At 72.8% G+C, this 16,030-nt stretch carries 15 protein-coding genes and 1 tRNA gene; 12 read left to right on the forward strand and 4 right to left on the reverse strand.

Features of this window, described 5'->3' with window-relative positions; all coding sequences use genetic code 11:
- Nucleotides 1-64 precede the first annotated feature (64 nt).
- The 3 genes from E3N83_RS11915 to E3N83_RS11925 all read left to right on the forward strand — a co-directional run bounded on the left by E3N83_RS11915 (nucleotide 65) and on the right by E3N83_RS11925 (nucleotide 1,584).
- Nucleotides 65-409 (forward strand): FmdB family zinc ribbon protein, encoded by a 345-nt coding sequence (locus tag E3N83_RS11915; RefSeq protein WP_151083462.1) that lies wholly within the window; start codon nucleotides 65-67, stop codon nucleotides 407-409.
- Between the two features lie 81 nt (nucleotides 410-490).
- Nucleotides 491-1,153 (forward strand): SAF domain-containing protein, encoded by a 663-nt coding sequence (locus tag E3N83_RS11920; protein WP_151083463.1) that lies wholly within the window; start codon nucleotides 491-493, stop codon nucleotides 1,151-1,153.
- 56 nt (nucleotides 1,154-1,209) lie between these two features.
- Nucleotides 1,210-1,584 carry an MscL family protein gene (locus tag E3N83_RS11925; protein ID WP_151083464.1) on the forward strand — a complete coding sequence of 125 codons (375 nt, stop codon included), beginning with the start codon at nucleotides 1,210-1,212 and terminating at the stop codon, nucleotides 1,582-1,584.
- A gap of 33 nt (nucleotides 1,585-1,617) precedes the next feature.
- Here E3N83_RS11925 and E3N83_RS19565 read toward each other — a convergent pair whose 3' ends face one another.
- Nucleotides 1,618-1,782: a hypothetical protein gene (locus E3N83_RS19565; protein WP_191907782.1), complete on the reverse strand. Its 165-nt coding sequence runs from the start codon at nucleotides 1,780-1,782 to the stop codon at nucleotides 1,618-1,620.
- Nucleotides 1,782-2,960 carry an LCP family protein gene (locus E3N83_RS11930; protein WP_191907783.1) on the reverse strand — a complete coding sequence of 393 codons (1,179 nt, stop codon included), beginning with the start codon at nucleotides 2,958-2,960 and terminating at the stop codon, nucleotides 1,782-1,784. Before E3N83_RS11930 ends, E3N83_RS19565 begins: the two co-directional genes overlap by 1 nt.
- Nucleotides 2,961-3,159: 199 nt before the next feature.
- Between E3N83_RS11930 and E3N83_RS11935 the strand changes: the two genes are divergently transcribed.
- From E3N83_RS11935 to E3N83_RS11950, 4 genes are all read left to right on the forward strand, one after another.
- A complete protein-coding gene (locus E3N83_RS11935; RefSeq protein ID WP_151083466.1) occupies nucleotides 3,160-4,527 on the forward strand; it encodes an outer membrane protein assembly factor BamB family protein in 1,368 nt (455 codons plus the stop codon).
- 40 nt (nucleotides 4,528-4,567) lie between these two features.
- A tRNA-Arg gene (locus E3N83_RS11940) sits at nucleotides 4,568-4,640 on the forward strand.
- 74 nt (nucleotides 4,641-4,714) lie between these two features.
- Entirely contained in the window at nucleotides 4,715-5,512 is a 798-nt protein-coding gene (locus tag E3N83_RS11945) for a sulfotransferase family protein (RefSeq protein WP_191907784.1), read from the forward strand.
- Between the two features lie 219 nt (nucleotides 5,513-5,731).
- Nucleotides 5,732-8,086 (forward strand): CHAP domain-containing protein, encoded by a 2,355-nt coding sequence (locus tag E3N83_RS11950; protein WP_191907785.1) that lies wholly within the window; start codon nucleotides 5,732-5,734, stop codon nucleotides 8,084-8,086.
- 9 nt (nucleotides 8,087-8,095) lie between these two features.
- Here E3N83_RS11950 and E3N83_RS11955 read toward each other — a convergent pair whose 3' ends face one another.
- Nucleotides 8,096-9,277: a saccharopine dehydrogenase family protein gene (locus tag E3N83_RS11955; protein ID WP_151083469.1), complete on the reverse strand. Its 1,182-nt coding sequence runs from the start codon at nucleotides 9,275-9,277 to the stop codon at nucleotides 8,096-8,098.
- A gap of 56 nt (nucleotides 9,278-9,333) precedes the next feature.
- Between E3N83_RS11955 and E3N83_RS11960 the strand changes: the two genes are divergently transcribed.
- Genes E3N83_RS11960 through E3N83_RS11970 form a run of 3 tightly spaced genes read left to right on the forward strand, consistent with a single transcriptional unit; the run spans nucleotide 9,334 to nucleotide 12,498 of the window.
- The gene (locus E3N83_RS11960; protein ID WP_151083470.1) at nucleotides 9,334-11,382 is read left to right on the forward strand and encodes a beta-propeller domain-containing protein; all 2,049 of its coding nucleotides are present in this window, start codon (nucleotides 9,334-9,336) and stop codon (nucleotides 11,380-11,382) included.
- Between the two features lie 21 nt (nucleotides 11,383-11,403).
- Nucleotides 11,404-11,673, forward strand: a complete 270-nt coding sequence (locus E3N83_RS11965; protein WP_151083471.1) for a DUF2277 domain-containing protein — start codon at nucleotides 11,404-11,406, stop codon at nucleotides 11,671-11,673.
- Nucleotides 11,674-11,676: 3 nt separating this feature from the next.
- Nucleotides 11,677-12,498 (forward strand): NAD-dependent protein deacetylase, encoded by an 822-nt coding sequence (locus E3N83_RS11970; RefSeq protein ID WP_151083472.1) that lies wholly within the window; start codon nucleotides 11,677-11,679, stop codon nucleotides 12,496-12,498.
- A 363-nt stretch (nucleotides 12,499-12,861) separates the two neighbouring features.
- On the opposite strand, the gene E3N83_RS11975 is transcribed toward E3N83_RS11970, so the two are convergent.
- A complete protein-coding gene (locus tag E3N83_RS11975) occupies nucleotides 12,862-13,545 on the reverse strand; it encodes an iron-dependent transcriptional repressor DtxR (protein WP_151083473.1) in 684 nt (227 codons plus the stop codon).
- Nucleotides 13,546-13,645: 100 nt separating this feature from the next.
- On the opposite strand from E3N83_RS11975, the gene E3N83_RS11980 reads away from it, so the two are divergent.
- Both E3N83_RS11980 and E3N83_RS11985 read left to right on the forward strand, forming a co-directional pair.
- Nucleotides 13,646-14,416: a hypothetical protein gene (locus E3N83_RS11980; protein ID WP_151083474.1), complete on the forward strand. Its 771-nt coding sequence runs from the start codon at nucleotides 13,646-13,648 to the stop codon at nucleotides 14,414-14,416.
- A complete protein-coding gene (locus tag E3N83_RS11985) occupies nucleotides 14,413-16,020 on the forward strand; it encodes a glycoside hydrolase family 13 protein (protein ID WP_151083475.1) in 1,608 nt (535 codons plus the stop codon). Before E3N83_RS11980 ends, E3N83_RS11985 begins: the two co-directional genes overlap by 4 nt.
- The last annotated feature ends 10 nt before the right edge of the window (nucleotides 16,021-16,030 follow it).

Here is a 16,030-nt window from a genome sequence, read left to right on the forward strand (position 1 = left end):
GACGTGAGTGGCGCCCCGCGCCCACCGACGCAGCCCCACCGGCTCCGACCCGAGGATCCCTTCGTTGCCCACCTACCAGTACCGCTGCACCGAGTGCGACCACTCGTTCGAGCAGTTCCAGAGCTTCACCGACGACGCGCTCACCGTCTGCCCCGCGTGCGGCGGTCGGCTGCGCAAGGTCTACAACGCGGTCGGCGTGGTCTTCAAGGGGTCCGGCTTCTACCGCAACGACAGCCGCGACACGAAGACGTCGACCGACGCCCCGGCGGCCAAGTCGAGCGACTCGACGAGCACCTCCGCGGCCGCCTCGACCAGCAAGCCGGACTCCTCGTCGTCGACGTCGACCGGCTCCGGGACCACCTCGACGCCGGCCGCCAGCGGCAGCGGATCGGGCTCCGCCGGCAGCTGACGACCGGGTCGCCGACAGCACCGACGCCGGCGCCTGTGGAGAGCGCCCGCGCGGGCGGTCCGAGCCACCTACGGTCGGACCATGGCCGCCATCCCGTCGCCGGACGCTCCCCCGCCGCGGGGACGTCGTGAACGCACCCGCCGGGCCGTGCGCCGACTGGTGCTCGCTCGACGGCGACCACTGGCCGCGCTCTGCGCCGCGGGCGCCGTGCTCGCCGGGCTGCACGCCGTACGCCCACCGCCGGGGCCGACGGTCACCGTCGAGGTGGCCGCGCACGACCTGGCGTCGGGAGCGGTGCTGACCGACGCGGACCTCGTGCCACGCAGGTACCCCGCCGACCTCGCTCCGGTCGGCTCCGCCCCCGACGCGGCCGGGCGCACGCTGGCCGGCCCGGTCCGCGCCGGCGAGCCGGTCACCGACAGCCGGCTGGTGGCGGCGTCGCTGCTCGACGGCTACCCCGGTCGGGTGGCCCTGCCGGTCCGGATCGCCGACGCTGCGGCCGTCGGGCTGCTGCGCTCGGGCGACCGGGTCGACCTGGTCGCCGCGGACCCACGCCGGGGTACGGCGTCGTACGTCGCGGTCGGCGTGCCGGTCCTGGCGATCCCGCGACCCGACCCCGGCCAGGCCACCGGGAGCCCGGGCCTGACCGGCCGGCTCGTGGTCGTCGGGGCCGCGCCCTCCGAGGTCGACCGGATCGCGGCCGCGGCGGCGACCGACCTCCTCAGCGTCGTCATTTCCCGCTAGCGTGGTCCGGTCCGAGCAGCCAGGGCCGTCTTCGGGACGGTGACGAGGGAGCAGTCATGACCGGGTTCAAGAACTTCATCCTCCGCGGCAACCTGATCGAGATCGCCGTCGCGTTCATCATCGCCACATCCTTCGCGGCCGTCGTCACTGCCTTCACGGCCTGGCTGACCAGCGTGATCCCGGGCATCAAGACGGCGTTCGACGACACCACCCTCGGCGGCCACTTCGGCAACACCGTGATCGCCTTCGTGGTGATCGCCGCGATCGTCTACTACGCGATCGTCGTGCCCTACACCAAGGCGAAGGAGCGCTTCTTCCCGAGCCCCGAGCCCGGCACCCCGGAGGACGTCAAGCTGCTCCAGGAGATCCGCGACCTGCTCGCCCAGCAGAACGGTGGCGGCACCGCCACGATCACGCCGCCGACTCCCTGAGCCGGGTCCCGGCCCGACGGCACCGCCCGTCGCTCACCCGTGGTGCGGGGGCACCTGCTCGCGCAGCCAGCGGTCCGAGGCCTCGTCGCCCGGGTCGCGGTCGTCACGCTCGTCGTTGGTGGTCTCGGGCAGCACGTCGCCGAACACCTCGTCGAGACGGCGCTTGCGCGCCACCGCGTCGGGGTCGGGCTGGACCATCAGGCGCAGAGGCCGTTGGCCAGGTTGGCCGCGGCCTGGCTGGACCCCGGCTTGTGGTTGTGGGTCACACCCGGGATGTGCTTGGCGTTGATCGAGCCGCTCAGGATCGACTTCGGCAGGAGCCGGTCGTGGGCGATGTCGTTCCACATGGCGGCGGCCGGCTGGGTCTGCCACACCACGCGGTTGGCGTTGGTGGGGTCGGCCATCCACGGCGTGGTGACGAACTGGATCTTGTTCAGGCCGATGTGCCGGAACTGGTAGGCCAGACCGACCAGCTTGGCGATGCTCTTCAGACCGGTGTCGACCGTCAGCGACTTGGTCGTCGCGTCCAGGAACCTGGTCAGGTGCAGCGGGTTGGCCAGCGTGTTGGCGCTGATCGCGGTGTGCGCCATCGAGGCGATGAAGGCCTGCTGGCGCTTGATCCGACCGATGTCCGAGCCGTTCCCGAGCGCCTCGCGCTCACGCACGTAGTCGAGCGCCTGCATCCCGGAGAGCTTGTGGGTGCCGGCGGGCAGCGTGATGTGGCCGATGGTGTCGTTGACCGCGTGCGGGATGCAGACGTCGACGCCGCCGATCGCGTCGACCATCGCCTGGAAGCCGGCGAAGTCGACGACGACGAAGTGGTCGACCGGCACGTGGGTGAGCTGCTCGAACTGCTCGATCGTGCACGCCGGGCCCCCGATGTTGAACGCGTCGTTCCACATCGCGCCGTCGGTGGGAGCCGAGATCTGCTTGCCGGTGGTGTCGTAGCACGCGGCCCGGTGCACCACCGAGTCGCGCGGGATGCTGATCCCGTAGGCGTGCTGCCGGTCCGCCGACAGGTGCAGCAGGATCGTGGTGTCCGAGCGCTTGCCGATGCCGGTCAGGTTGTCGATGTGGTCCCCGGGGGCGTCCCGGTTGTCCGAGCCCATCACCAGGATGTTGATCGGCCCCGAGGGACCGGTGGGGGCCACGTGCTTCGGCCGGTTCTTGAGGGCGGCGCCGGTGTCGAGCACGGTGAGGTTGGAGTTGTAGTGCCGGTAGAGGTAGACCACGCTCACGCCCGTCGCCAGGGCGATCACGGTCATGGTGGCCAGCACGACGCGGCCGACGGTGTGCCGGGCCTTCACCTTCCCCTTGCGCTTCCCGGCGACCGAGTCGTCGGCAGACGTGCTCGGTTCGGGCGGGGAAGCAGACATGGGACAGACCTCGGAGACACGGGAAGGTCCGGCCAGGCGCAGCCGGAACGCCTCGAACATACGGGGCGTGACCAAATTGTGACCGGCGGACGACGGGGAGACAATTCGCCGGCGTCCGACGGTGCCGCGTCGCGGTCGGAGCCGCCGTGCCCGGGTTCGGCTGCGTGACGCGGGTACGTCGTACCGGCACACTGGACGCATGCGTCGCCTGATCTCGGTCCTGGCCCCCCTCGCGCTGATCCTGGTCGCCGCCTGCTCCTCCGCGCCCGCCGCTCCGGCCGGCCTGGTGCACCACACCGGCTCGAACCGGGCGGCCACGACGTTCTCCGACTGGCCGATGTGGCACCACGACGCCCGGCACACCGGTCACGTCGCGCACCCCGCAGCCTCGCCGCTGCACCGGGCCTGGTCCGCGGACCTCGGCAACGCCGTGTACGGCGAGCCGCTGGTCGTCGGCACCACCCTGATCGCGGCCACCGAGGGCAACGACGTGGTCGGCCTGAACGCGGCCACCGGGCACCGTCGCTGGTCGACGTCGCTGGGCACACCCCAGCCGCGCAGCGGCCTGCCGTGCGGTGACATCGACCCGCTCGGCATCACCGGCACCCCGGCCTACGACAGGGCGACCGGCTCGGTCTTCGTCGTCGCGGAGACCGACGGCGGCCACCACACGCTCTGGGCGCTCGACGCGGCCACCGGGCAGAAGCGCTGGCACCGCAACCTCGACGTGCTGCCCGAGCGCAACCGCAGCGCGGAGCAGCAGCGGTCCGCCCTCCTCGTCGAGAACGGCCGCGTGGTCGTCACCTTCGGCGGCCTCGCCGGCGACTGCGACAACTACGTCGGCTACGTGACCTCGACGTCGACGTCGGGTGCCGGCCGCACGTTCCACTACGAGGTCCCCACCGCCCGCGAGGCCGGGATGTGGGCGACCGGTGGCCCGATCCTCGGCCCCAACGGCCACGTGTACGCCGCCAGCGGCAACGGCGCCGAGCTCAACGGGCGGTGGGACAAGAGCGACTCGGTCACCGAGCTGAGCCCCACACGGCTGCACCGCCTCTCGGTGTTCGCCCCGGCGACGTGGCGCGACGACAACCAGCAGGACCTCGACCTCGGCTCGTCGTCACCGGCCTCGGTCCCCGGGGTGCACCGGATCGTGATCGCGGGCAAGCGCGGCACCGTCTACCTCCTGCGCCAGCACTTCCACGGGGTCGGGTCGGACGTCGCCGAGCTCGACGGCTGTACGGCGTTCGGCGGGCCGGCCGTGGCCGGCCGCACCGTGCTGATGCCGTGCCTGGGCGAGCACCAGATCCGGGCGCTGCACGTCGGCGCGCACGGCATGCACTGGGTCTGGTCCGCAGGCGGCCTCTACAGCTCGCCCGTGGTCGCCGGCTCGCGGGTCTACGTCGCCGACCGCGACAGCGGCGACCTGGTGGTGCTCCGGCTGCGCAACGGGTCCGTCGTACAACGGATCAACGCCGGCAGCCTCACCCACTTCCCCTCGTCGGTCGTCGACGGCGGCTTCGTCTTCGTCCCGACCCTGACCGGAGTGACCGCGTTCCGGGGCTAGGGCCCGTGACACAATCGGGCGGCGCCGCGCAGGCGCTCCGGCCCCAGTAGCTCAGTGGATAGAGCAGCCGCCTCCTAAGCGAAAGGTCGCAGGTTCGACTCCTGCCTGGGGCACCCCGGTTTCCCGCCCATCGCCCGGACCCTGCGGCAACCGGCCGGCGGGAAGCGCATCGGATATGGTGCGGCCCGTGCGGCCGAACCTCATGATTGCTGGCGCTCAGAAGAGCGGCACGACGTGGCTGCACCGCATGCTGCGGCACCATCCGGACATCTTCATGACCCGGCAGAAGGAGCTCGACTTCTTCAGCAACCCGGACAACTACGGCGATGCCGCCGCCCTCGCGGCGTACGAGCAGCACTTCGCCGACGCCGGTGACGCGCGCTGGCGGGGCGAGTCGACGCCCCACTACTTCTGGCACCGCGGTGACCGGCCGTCGTCTCCGCCGGTCCGCGCCTGGGAGCCGGCGGACTTCGTGGCCGCGGTCCTCGGCGACGAGCTCGAGCGGGTGCTGCTGGTGTTCCGCGACCCCGTGTCGCGCGCGGTCTCGGCGTACCACCACAACAACGCACGCGGCCGTGTCCGGGAGGGTGAGGGGATCTTCGACTGCCCGCCCTCGATGGGCCTGGTCGACCTGGGTCTCTACTCGGTGCACTGGAAGCACTGGGCCGGCGCCCTGGGCGAGGAGCGGCTGACGGTCTACCTCTTCGACGACCTGGCGGCCCAGCCACGGGAGTTCCTGGCGACGGTGATGGGCGATCTCGGGCTGGACGTCACCGAGGAGATCCTGGACGCCGCCCGGCCCAACCGCACGATCCACAAGCGCAAGGCTCCCCACGTGAAGCCCCACCTGCCGGTGGCCGACCTGGACCGGTTGTTCGAGCTCAGCGAGCCGGAGATCGCGTGGGTCGAGAGCCACACCGGCCGGTCGCTGCCGGCCTGGCGTGACCGCGACGCGCTGGTGGCCAAGCTGGCCGATCCGGCCTGACCGAATCGCCCGCGGGGCGGCCGATCCTGCGAGAGCATGGACCTCGTCGGACCCCTCAGGCGGAGGCTCGCGAATCACAGGTTTGTAGTTCAGCCGACCCCCTGACCAAACCGCTGTCACACGGTTAACGTCTGTCACATGCGTATCAGACGACGCACGCAACGGCGTGTCCCCTTGACACGACTTTGCGCGCTCGCCCTGGTCGCTGGTGTGCTCGCGGTGACCGCTCCACTGCTCCATCCGGAGCGGGTCAGCGCTGCGTCCGGAGTCGACGACTACCCCTCCCGTCTGAAGAACGCCGCCCAGGACTCCCTGGTGGACCCGTGGCTGTTCTACAACCGCGAGTGCACCTCCTTCGTGGCCTGGCGCCTGAACTCCGAGAACAACGTGGCCTTCACCGACTACTTCGAGGGTGCGCACTGGGGCAACGCCTCGAACTGGAAGAACGCGGCCAAGTCCCTCGGCATCCCGGTCGACAACAACCCCACCCGTGGGGCCGTCGCGTGGTGGGCCGCCGGCTCGGCGGGGTCGTCACGCGGCCACGTCGCCTGGGTGCAGGTCGTCGGCGACTCCTCGATCACGATCGAGGAGTACAACTACCTGCACGAGGGCTTCTACGACACCCGCACCATCTCCACGAGCAGCTCCCTGTGGCCCTCGGGGTTCATCCACGTCAAGGACACGGTGGTGCGCAACACCGCCTCGCCGACGATCACCGGCACCGCCCAGGTGGGTGCGAAGCTGACGACGTCGAACGGCTCGTGGAGCGCCAAGAACCTGACCTTCCACTACCAGTGGCTGGCCAACGGCTCCCCGATCTCGGGCGCCACCACCAAGTCGTTCAAGCCGACCGCCGCGCAGCTGGCCAAGCACCTGCGGGCCAAGGTGACCGCGACCAAGTCCGGCTCGCACAGCGGGACCGCCAGCACCGACCCCACCCCGTCGGTCGCACCCGGTGTCTTCGTCGCCGGCGCCGCACCCGCGGTCTCCGGGACCCCCCAGGTGGGCGTGCAGCTCAGCGCCACCTCCGGCGCCTGGAGCCCGGCCGGCGCCTACTCCTACAAGTGGTTCGCCGACGGCAAGGTGATCGACGGTGCCACCGCGTCCACCTTCGTCCCGACCGCCGCGCAGCTCGGCGACGCCATCAACGTGAAGGTGATCGCCACCGCGCCCGGCTACACCACGATGAAGGTCGCCTCGGCGCCCACCGCAGCCGTCGCCCCCGGCACCTTCGTGACCAAGGTCCAGCCGTCGATCACCGGCACCCCGCAGGTCGACCAGGTGCTGACCGCCGACCCGGGCACGTGGACGCCGGCCGGCTCGGCGACCTACCAGTGGCTCGCCGACGGCGTCGCGATCGACGGCGCCACGGGTACGACGTACACCCCGACCGCCGACGACCTCCGCAAGCAGATCTCGGTCCAGGTCACGATGAACCAGGCCGGCTACGCCACCGCGACCACGACCTCCGCGGCCACCGGCCCGGTCGCGCCGGGCACCTTCCTCAACACCCGAGCCCCGGCGGTCAAGGGTGTCGCACAGGTCGGTGTGGAGCTCCGCGCCAACCCCGGCGCCTGGACCCCGCGCGCCGAGGTGCACTACCAGTGGAGCGTCAACGCCCTCCCGGTCCCCGGCGCCACCGCCCGCACCTACACGCCGACCGCCCTCGACCTCGGCAAGGCGGTCACGGTGGAGGTGATCGCGCTCCGGCCCGGCTACCTCACCGCGATGGTGACCAGCCAGCCGACCGCCGCCACCCTGCCCGGCGTGATCCGCTCGACCACGGCCCCGCAGGTCTCGGGCCGGCCGATGCTCGGCCGGACCCTGCACGCCACCAGCGGCGAGTGGTCGATCACGCCCGACGCGATCTCCTACCAGTGGTACGCCGGGACGCACCCGATCACCGGAGCGACCGACAGCACCTACGCCCCCACGGCGGCCGACGCGGGCTCCCGCCTCCATGTACGGGTCACCGCCCAGGCGGCCGGCTACACGACCCTCGACGTCGACTCCGCGAGCACCGACCGGGTCGTCCTCGGCATCACCGCGTTCGCCAAGCCGACCATCACCGGCCGGGCGGTCCTCGGCCGGACGCTGCACGCCCGGGTGCCGTCCTTCTCGCCGACGGCCGCGACCCCGCACTACCGGTGGTACCGCGGCGCCACCCCGATCCGCGGCGCCCGCGCGGCCACGTACGTCGTGCGTCCCGCCGACGTGCGCCACCACCTGCACGTCGTGGTCACCCTGAAAGCGCAGCACTGGACCTCGACCCAGCGTCGCTCGCTGGTCACCGACACGGTGCTGACCGTGCCGAGCCTGGTCGTGCACACGACCTACGCGGCCGGCCGGGTGCACCTGACCCTCGACGTGCACACGCCGGGCCTCACCTCACCGTCCGGGGACGCGCGGGTGCTGCTCCGGGGCCGCGGGCTTGGCAGGCTCCAGGTCAGCGGCGGTCACGGCAGTGTCCGCCTGGCCCTGCTCGCGCCGGGCCGGCACCGGCTGACCGTGGTGTACCACGGCGGCGACCACCAGACCTCGGCCGGCACCCACGTGACCGTCACGGTCCCCTGACCGGAGCGGCTACAGCACCTCGAAGGACAGGCCCGCCGCCTGGAGCCGCTCGAGCAGGTGGTCGCCCATCGCCTGGGCGGTGGTGACCTGGCCCGCGGTCGGCGGGTTGTCGTCGAAGGCCAGGCTCAGCGCCGACTCGGCCAGCATCTTGGCGGTCTCGTCGTAGCCCGGGTCGCCACCGGAGACGCGGGTGCGGACGGTCCGCCCGCCACCCTCACCCACGAAGTCGACGCTGAACCACGACTTGGCGCGGCGGGCCGCGTCGGGCCCGTCCCCCTGCTTGATGTGCTTGAGCATCGAGCTGCGCACCGGCTTCACCTGGGCCGCCAGCCCCAGCGCACCCACGCCGACCGCGCCGCCGACGGCGTACCGCAGCGTCTTCGTGCCGGCGTAGTGGGAGTAGCGGAAGTCCGGCCCGTACGACGCCAGCGCCGCGCCGCTGCGGGCCACCACGAGCGGGTCGATCGTCGGCAGCGGCAGCAGCCACCGACCGAGCACCGAGTCGCGGTGCGGCTTGCCGGACACCGCGCGGGACGACCGACCCTCGGGGCGACCCTCGGCCTTGCGCCGGGCCGCTGACGCCTGCTTCATCTGCCGACTGCGCGACATCTGCGTCATCGCCGAGTGGAAGGTGCCACCGGAGAACGTGCCGCGCGAGCGGACCACCCCGCGCAGGGTGATCGGGACGTCGTCGGGCAGCTGCTGGACGGCGTGGTAGGCACCGAGGTCGTGCGGGATCGAGTCGAACCCGCAGGCGTGGACCAGACGGGCGCCGCTCGCCACGGCGGTCGCGTGGTGCGCGACGTACATCCGGTCGACGAACTCCGGCTCCCCGGTGAGGTCGACGTAGTCGGTGCCGGCAGCGGCACAGGCGGCCACCAGCGGCTCGCCGTAGCTGAGGTAGGGGCCCACCGTGGTGATCACCACCCGGGCCTGCCCGGCGACCGCCGCCAGCGACGTAGGGTCGGTGGCGTCGGCGGTGAGCAACGGCAGGTCGGCCAGCGCCGGGTCGATGCCGGCCAGGTGCTCCCGCACCCCGGCGAGCTTGTCCGGGTTGCGTCCGGCCAGCGCCCAGCGCAGCCCCGAGGGCGCTTGCCGGGCGAGGTACTCCGCGGTCAGCCGCCCGGTGAAGCCGGTGGCGCCGAACAGGACGATGTCGAAGGCCCGGTCCGCGCGGGGGGAGTCGGTCATGCGGCCCATCGTGGCACCCGGTGGAACCGGGCGGCCAGCGCGGTCGTCAGATGGCCATGAGCCTGCCCAGCACCGTGTTCCGCCGTACCGCGAGCGTCGTCGGAGTCGTCCTCGGTGTGCTGGCAGCGTTCGTGGCGGGCTTCGCGGTCGCCTCCCGGAACGCCGACACCTCCACCTCGCCGGTCCGGCTGGCCGGCCAGGACCTCGGCACCGGACGGTCGTGCCCCGACCTGCTCCGGTGGTACGTCGACCACGCCGTCGACCGGGTGACCGCGTGGGGCTGGAACGGCCCCGTGGTCTACGACGGCGGGGCCGTGCCGGGGTCCGCCGTCGGGCTGGGCACGGCGGGCGGCGACGCGAGTGCCGGTGCGCCGCTGGACACGGCCACCGGCAGTGCGACCGGCACCAACGTCCAGGAGGCCGGGGTCGACGAGCCCGACATCGCCAAGGTCTCGGGCACGGTCCTGGCCCGGGTCGTCGACGACACGGTGACGACGTACGACGTGTCCGGCCGGCGCCCACGCGAGCTCGGATCCGTGCCGCTGCTGGGGATGTCGGGCACGCAGCTGCTGCTCGACGGCAACCGCCTCGTCGCCGTCGGCGCGACCCCCGGGTCACCGACCGCCGGTGCGTCGTACGGCTCCCCGCCGCCGTCGACGATGGTGCGGACGTTCGACCTCTCCGACCCGTCCCGGCCCACCGAGGTCGGCGCCACCAGGTACGACGGCTCGCTGGTCACCGCCCGGCAGGCCGGCGGCGTGGTCCGGCTGGTGCTGTCGAGCGGCCTGCCCGCCCTGCCGTTCGTCACGCCCGACGGCACCCGGTCCACCGATGAGGCCCTGAAGGCCAACCAGGCCGTGGTCCGGGAGTCGACGATCGACCAGTGGCTGCCGACGATGACCGACGGCCGCAGCGCGCCGCGGGTGGTCGTGCCCTGCACGAACGTCGCCGTGCCCGACACCTTCGGCGGCCTCGGCACGCTGACCGTGGTCGGCCTGGACCCGTCGGACCCGACCACCGCCGACGCGACCGCGGTGGCGACCGGCTCCACGCTCGCCTACGTCTCCCCCACCCACCTGTACGTCGCCACCTCCCCCGAGCCGGCGCCGTGGGGCTGCTGCCGCGAGCTCGCACCCCAGCCGGGTTCGGGGACCAGCACGCAGACCGGCCCCGACGCCCTGCCCCAGGCCCCCGACAGCTCCACCGAGCTCTACGCCTTCGACCTCTCCGGCACCTCCGCCACGTATGTCGGCGCCGGCTCGGTGGACGGGCAGGTCGCGAGCTCGTGGTCGATGGACGAGTCCGGCGGAGTGCTGCGCGTGGCGGTCGGCTCGGTGGGCGGTGCGCCGACCAACTCCGTGGTGCTGCTGCGGCCGACGACGGGACGCCTCGTGGAGGTCGGCCGGCTCGACGGGCTCGGGGTGGACCAGCAGATCCGTTCGATGCGGTGGTTCGACGGGCTGGCCGTGATGGTCACCTTCCAGCAGGTCGACCCGCTCTACGTGCTCGACCTCTCCGACCCGACCGACCCCCGCGTGCGGGGCGCCCTGCACCTGCCGGGCTGGTCGTCGTACCTCCACCCGGTGGGCGGCCACCTGCTGCTCGGTCTCGGCCAGACCGCGCCCTCCCCCACCCCCGTCGACGTACCACCGATGCCGACGATGCCGCCGGCCAGCACGTCTCCGATCCCGCCCGAGGGCAGCGGCTCGGCGCCGGACGCCGGCACCGTCTCCGGCGGGCCGGTCAGCCAGCCCCCCGTCCGGGCCGAGCGGGCCAAGGCCACGCTCGTCGGCATCGCCGACCTGGCCCACCCCCGCGCCGTCGGCACCGTCCGCTACCCGGCGGGCAGCATCGCCCAGGCCGGCCTCGACCCGCACCAGGTCACCTGGCTGCCGGACAGCCGGACCCTGCTCACCGTGGTCTCCCAGGGCTACGGCGGCCCGCAGGCGTGGATCTCCGTGCTGCGGATCCAGCACGGCACGCTGCACGGCCACCTGGTCCCGGTCACCTCGGCGACCGGCCCGGCCGGGATCCGGACGCTGCCCCTCCCCGACGGTCGGGTGCTGCTGGTGACGCCGTCCGCCGTACGGTTCCTGCATCCGTGAGCCCGACGTAGGCTGGGAGCCATGTGCCGCAACATCCGACCGCTGAACAACTTCGAGCCCCCGGCCACGTCCTCCGAGGTCTCCGCGGCCGCGCTGCAGTTCGTCCGCAAGGTGAGCGGCTCGGCGAAGCCGTCGGCGGCCAATCAGGAGGCGTTCGACCGCGCCGTCCACGAGATCGCCCACATCACCCAGCACCTGCTGGACGACTGGGTCACCGCGGCGCCGCCGAAGAACCGCGAGGTCGAGGCCGAGAAGGCGCGGGCCCGATCCCGCGCCCGCTACGCGAGCTGACCCGTGGCCCTGCAGGCACCCGACGCGCTCGTGCCCGCGGTGCTGCTCGGGCCGCGCCTCGTGGTGCTCACCGGCGCGGGTCTGTCCACCGACTCCGGCATCCCCGACTACCGCGGCCCGGGCTCGGTGTCCCGGCAGCCGATGACCTACCAGGAGTTCGTCGGCGGACCGGTCGCCCGGCAGCGCTACTGGGCGCGCAGCCACCTCGGCTGGGGCCGGATGCGCCACGCGGAGCCCAACGACGGCCACCGCGCCCTGGCCCGGCTCGATCCCGACCTCCTGATCACCCAGAACGTCGACGGCCTGCACGAGGCCGCCGGGAGCCGGCGGCTGGTTGCCCTGCACGGGCGGATCTCGGACGTCGTCTGCCTCTCGTGCCGACGTACGACGAGCCGGTCGCTGCTCGAGCAGCGCCTGGCGGCGGCCAACCCCGGCTTCGCCGAGGCGCACGGCGACGTGCTGAGCCGGCCGGACGGCGACGTGGAGCTCGACGACACCGCGGGGTTCGTCGTACCCGACTGTGAGGCGTGCGGTGGCGTGCTCAAGCCGGACGTCGTGTTCTTCGGTGAGAACGTGCCGGCCGCCCGGGTCCAGCAGTGCTACGACGCCGTCGACGCGCTCACTCCCGACGACGCGCTGCTCGTCGTGGGCTCGTCCCTGACCGTGATGAGCGGCTTCCGCTTCGTACGCCGCGCCGCGAAGGCCGGGGTTCCGGTGGTGATCGTCAACCGGGGGGCCACCCGCGGCGACGACCTGGCCACCGTGAAGCTCGAGTCCGGCTGCTCGGAGTTCCTGGTCACCCTCTCCCACGCCCGCCCCCGCTGACTCGGCGCAAACAGGCACCCCACAGCCGCTGAGTCGGCGCGAAGAGGCACACCACGGCCGCTGAGTCGGCGCGAAGAGGCACCCCACAGCCGGTGAGTCGGCGCGAACAGGCAGTCAGGACTGCCCGAGTCGGCGCGAAGAGGCAGTCAGGTCTGCGCGAGTCGGCGCGACGTGGACAGGACAACCCGCGCCGACCCGTCGTACTAAAGTCGCCTCTTTGCGCCGACTCAGCGTGATCGAACGCCTCTTTGCGCCGACTCGGCCTGTCGCCCATGCCTGTTTGCGCCGACTCGGCGTGATCTGAACGCCTGTTTGTGCCGACTCAGCGTCGTCTGGACGCCTGTGTGCGCCGACTCGGCGGGGTCAGACGCGGGACACGAAGATGTGGCTCGCGGCCTCGAGGTCGAGCTCGGCCGACTCACCGCCGGAGCCGACCAGCACCCCGGCCGGCGTGATGCTGACCCCGATCACCTTGTCGGGCACCGCACCGATCCGGCGCAGGGTGCCCATCAGTGGCTCGTCCTTCTGCAGCTCCTCGGAGATCCGCCGGACCCGGACGCTCGAGAGCTCCGCGCCGGCCAGGTCCGCGAGCAGCCACAGCCCTTCGACCAGCTCGTCGGGGGCGGTCTCGCCGAGCTCGTCGAGGCCCGGGATCGGGTTGCCGTACGGCGACTCCGTGGGGTGGTCGAGCAGCTCGACCAGGCGTCGTTCGACGGTCTCGGACATCACGTGCTCCCAGCGACAGGCCTCGGCGTGGACCAGCTCCCAGTCGAGCCCGATCACGTCGGTCAGCAGCCGCTCGGCCAGCCGGTGCTTGCGCATCACCCGGGTCGCCAGCCGCATCCCTTCGCCGGTCAGCTCGAGGTGGCGGTCGCCCTCGACGGTGACCAGGCCGTCGCGCTCCATGCGCGAGACCGTCTGCGACACCGTGGGGCCGGACTGGTGGAGCCGCTCGGCGATCCGGGCGCGCAGCGGAACGATGCCCTCCTCGACCAGCTCGTAGATGGTCCGGAGGTACATCTCGGTGGTGTCGATCAGATCGCTCACGGGAACCTCACTGCCTCATCACTGGGTCATTGTGGCCCATCCGGCAACGGCTGGCAGAGTGGTGCCGGTCCGCCCAGGCCTCCGGAGCCCGAGGAGCCCCATGAACGACCTGCTGGTGCCGTCCCGCTACTGCGGCCCCCCGTCGTCCGGTAACGGCGGCTGGTCCGCCGGCGCGCTGTCGGTCCACGCCGGGGGCGAGTGCCCCGACGACCACGCCCGGCCGTGGCCCACGATCGAGGTCTCGCTGCGCCGGCCGCCGCCGCTGGAGACCCCCATGTCGATCGCCGCCGCCGACGGAGGCGTCGCCGCGCTGCACGAGGACGACGTCGTCGCCACCGCGCGCTGCACCCACGAGGACCTCGTGGACGTCGAGCCGGTGCCACCGGACGAGGCGCGCGCGGCCACGGCGGCGTACGCCGGTCTGGTCAGCCACCCGTTCCCGACCTGCTTCGCCTGCGGCACCGGGCGCGCCGAAGGTGACGGGCTGCGGATCTTCCCCGGCCGGGTCGCCGACCACGACGGCGCCGTCCGGGTGGCGGCCACCTGGACGCCCGACGCCAGCGTGGCCGAGGACTACCACTCCTACGCCGACGAGCATCCGCGCGCGAGCGTGCCGGTGACGTGGGCGGCGCTGGACTGTGTCGGCGGCTGGGCCGGAGACCTCGAGGAGCGCCTGATGGTGCTGGCCCGGATGACCACGCGCCTCGACTCCCTGCCGGTGATCGGCGAGGAGCACGTGATCGTCGGCAGCGGCGGTCGCAGCAAAGGGCGCAAGACCTGGACCTCCTCCTCGTTGTACGACGCCGACGGGCGGGTCGTGGGCACCGCCGAGCACCTGTGGGTCGCGGTCGACCCGGCGGCCTTCGCATGAGCACCCCCACGGATCCCTGGTGGAAGGAGGCCGTCTTCTACCAGGTCTACATCCGCAGCTTCGCCGACTCCGACGGCGACGGCCTCGGTGACCTGCCCGGGCTGACCTCGCGGCTGCCCTACCTGCGCGACCTCGGTGTCGACGCGGTGTGGATCACGCCGTTCTACCCCTCGCCCCAGCACGACGCCGGGTACGACGTGTCCGACTACGTCGACGTCGACCCGCGGTTCGGCTCGCTGGCCGACGCGGACACCCTGCTCGCGACGGCACACGACCTCGGCCTCAAGGTGGTCGTCGACCTCGTGCCCAACCACACCTCCTCGGAGCACGCGTGGTTCCAAGCGGCCCTCGCCGCCCCGCCCGGCAGCCCGGAACGGGCCCGCTACCTGTTCCGGACCGGCAAGGGTCGCGGCGGAGCCACGCCACCCAACAACTGGCAGTCGGTCTTCGGCGGCCCGGCCTGGACCCGCCTGACGGACGGCGAGTGGTACCTCCACCTCTTCGACACCACCCAGCCCGACCTCGACTGGCGCAACCCCGAGGTGCCGGCGATGTTCGAGGACGTCCTGCGCTTCTGGCTCGACCGTGGCGTCGACGGCTTCCGGGTCGATGTCGCGCACGGCCTGTTCAAGGTCAAGACGCTGCGCGACCAGCGCGACCTCGACAAGCCCCCGCCCGCAGACGAGCAGCGGGCGAAGCAGCAGCACGAGGCGGCCGGAAGCCTGGTCCCGCAGCATCTGGGCGACGAGCCGATGTGGGACCAGCCCGAGGTCCACGACGTCTACCGCTCCTGGCACCGGATCCTGGCGGAGTACGACGGCGACCGGATGGGCGTGGCCGAGGCCTGGACCCAGACCCCGGAGTCGATGGCCCGCTACGTCCGCCCCGACGAGCTCCAGCAGGCGTTCAACTTCACCTGGCTCCAGGCCCCGTGGTCGGCGTCGGCCTTCGCCGAGGTGATCACCAGCTCGCTGGCGGCGGTCGCCCCGGTCGGGGCGGTGCCGACCTGGGTGCTGTCCAACCACGACGTGATCCGCCATCCGACGCGGTACGGCGGTGGGCAGGTCGGCGTGGCCCGCGGCCGCGCGGCCACGCTGGCGATGCTGGCGCTGCCCGGGTCGTCGTACCTCTACCAGGGTGAGGAGCTCGGGCTGGAGGAGGTCGACGTACCCCCGGAGTTCCGGCAGGACCCTGCCTGGTTCCGCACCGGCAAGCCCGGGCGCGACGGCTGCCGGGTGCCGCTGCCCTGGCGCGGCAGCCGGGCGCCGTACGGCTTCGGCCCGGCCGGCACCACGCCCTGGCTCCCGCAGCCCGACGACTGGGCACCGCTGACCGTGGCTGCGCAGAAGAAGGATCCCGGCTCGACCCTGGAGTTCTACCGGACCGCCCTGCGGGCGCGCCGGCGCCTCGTCGGCCTGGCCGAGCCGGTCGAGCTGGTCACCGACCGGGTCACGGTGCTGGAGTTCCGGCGCGGCCCGCTGACCGTCGTGTGCAACTGCGGGCCCCGGCCGGTGCGGCTGCCCGCGGGCGAGGTGGTGGTGGCCAGCGGCCCGCTCGACGACCGCGGCCTGCTGCCACCCGACACTGCGGTCTGGCTGACCTGACGCGCGGGTC

It is taken from the genome of Nocardioides cynanchi (assembly GCF_008761635.1).
In the GTDB taxonomy this organism is placed as follows: domain Bacteria; phylum Actinomycetota; class Actinomycetes; order Propionibacteriales; family Nocardioidaceae; genus Nocardioides; species Nocardioides cynanchi.

Bases quoted from the DNA above. Each gene is read 5' to 3' on its own strand.
- E3N83_RS11980 (WP_151083474.1), top strand. From the start codon at position 13,646: ATGAACGACCTGCTGGTGCCGTCCCGCTACTGCGGCCCCCCGTCGTCC.
- E3N83_RS11935 (WP_151083466.1), top strand. From the start codon at position 3,160: ATGCGTCGCCTGATCTCGGTCCTGGCCCCCCTCGCGCTGATCCTGGTC.
- E3N83_RS11955 (WP_151083469.1), bottom strand. From the start codon at position 9,277: ATGACCGACTCCCCCCGCGCGGACCGGGCCTTCGACATCGTCCTGTTC.
- E3N83_RS11960 (WP_151083470.1), top strand. From the start codon at position 9,334: ATGAGCCTGCCCAGCACCGTGTTCCGCCGTACCGCGAGCGTCGTCGGA.
- E3N83_RS19565 (WP_191907782.1), bottom strand. From the start codon at position 1,782: ATGGTCCAGCCCGACCCCGACGCGGTGGCGCGCAAGCGCCGTCTCGAC.
- E3N83_RS11920 (WP_151083463.1), top strand. From the start codon at position 491: ATGGCCGCCATCCCGTCGCCGGACGCTCCCCCGCCGCGGGGACGTCGT.
- E3N83_RS11930 (WP_191907783.1), bottom strand. From the start codon at position 2,960: ATGTCTGCTTCCCCGCCCGAACCGAGCACGTCTGCCGACGACTCGGTC.
- E3N83_RS11985 (WP_151083475.1), top strand. From the start codon at position 14,413: ATGAGCACCCCCACGGATCCCTGGTGGAAGGAGGCCGTCTTCTACCAG.
- E3N83_RS11925 (WP_151083464.1), top strand. From the start codon at position 1,210: ATGACCGGGTTCAAGAACTTCATCCTCCGCGGCAACCTGATCGAGATC.
- E3N83_RS11965 (WP_151083471.1), top strand. From the start codon at position 11,404: ATGTGCCGCAACATCCGACCGCTGAACAACTTCGAGCCCCCGGCCACG.